Origin of the sequence: Bacillus cereus group sp. BfR-BA-01524, assembly GCF_022662595.1 — a bacterium.
In the GTDB taxonomy this organism is placed as follows: Bacteria; Bacillota; Bacilli; order Bacillales; family Bacillaceae_G; genus Bacillus_A; species Bacillus_A thuringiensis_S.
Genome location: NZ_JAKUDW010000231.1, coordinates 1 through 1,381, shown reverse-complemented (window position 1 = coordinate 1,381; position 1,381 = coordinate 1). Strand labels below are relative to the sequence as shown.

Here is a 1,381-nt window from a genome sequence, read left to right as displayed (position 1 = left end):
GGGAGATAAGCCTGTTATCCCCGGGGTAGCTTTTATCCGTTGAGCGATGGCCCTTCCATGCGGAACCACCGGATCACTAAGCCCGACTTTCGTCCCTGCTCGACTTGTAGGTCTCGCAGTCAAGCTCCCTTATGCCTTTGCACTCTACGAATGATTTCCAACCATTCTGAGGGAACCTTTGGGCGCCTCCGTTACACTTTAGGAGGCGACCGCCCCAGTCAAACTGCCCACCTGACACTGTCTCCCGGGTCGATAAGACCCGTAGGTTAGAATTTCAATACAGTCAGGGCGGTATCCCACCAGCGCCTCCACCGAAGCTAGCGCTCCGGTTTCAATGGCTCCCGCCTATCCTGTACAAACTGTACCAAAATTCAATATCAGGCTACAGTAAAGCTCCACGGGGTCTTTCCGTCCTGTCGCGGGTAACCTGCATCTTCACAGGTACTATAATTTCACCGAGTCTCTGGTTGAGACAGTGCCCAAATCGTTACACCTTTCGTGCGGGTCGGAACTTACCCGACAAGGAATTTCGCTACCTTAGGACCGTTATAGTTACGGCCGCCGTTTACTGGGGCTTCAGTTCAGAGCTTCGCTTACGCTAACCCCTCTCCTTAACCTTCCAGCACCGGGCAGGTGTCACCCCCTATACTTCGCCTTACGGCTTCGCAGAGAGCTGTGTTTTTGCTAAACAGTCGCTTGGGCCTATTCACTGCGGCTTTCCGTTAAGAAAGCACCCCTTCTCCCGAAGTTACGGGGTCATTTTGCCGAGTTCCTTAACCAGAGTTCTCTCGCACACCTTAGGATTCTCTCCTCGCCTACCTGTGTCGGTTTGCGGTACAGGCACCTTTTATCTCGCTAGAAGCTTTTCTTGGCAGCGGGGAATCAAAGACTTCGCTCCATAAGGAGCTTCCCCATCACAGCTCAGCCTTCACGATAAGCGGATTTGCCTACTTATCAGCCTAACTGCTTGGACGTGCACAACCAATCGCACGCTTCTTCTATCCTTCTGCGTCCCTCCATTGCTCAAACGATAAAGAGGTGGTACAGGAATATCAACCTGTTGTCCATCGCCTACGCCTGTCGGCCTCGGCTTAGGTCCTGACTAACCCTGAGCGGACGAGCCTTCCTCAGGAAACCTTAGGCATTCGGTGGACGGGATTCTCACCCGTCTTTCGCTACTCATACCGGCATTCTCACTTCTAAGCGCTCCACCAGTCCTTCCGGTCTGACTTCACTGCACTTAGAACGCTCCCCTACCACTGATACCATTGGTATCAATTCGCAGCTTCGGTGGTGTATTTAGCCCCGGTACATTTTCGGCGCAGAGTCACTCGACTAGTGAGCTATTACGCACTCTTTAAATGGTGGCTGCTTCTAAGCC

The 1,381-nt window shown here is 52.8% G+C and carries 1 rRNA gene; it reads right to left on the bottom strand.

Annotation, left to right across the window (positions count from 1 at the left end):
* Positions 1-1,381 (bottom strand): 23S ribosomal RNA (locus MR170_RS30615); the annotation flags it as partial.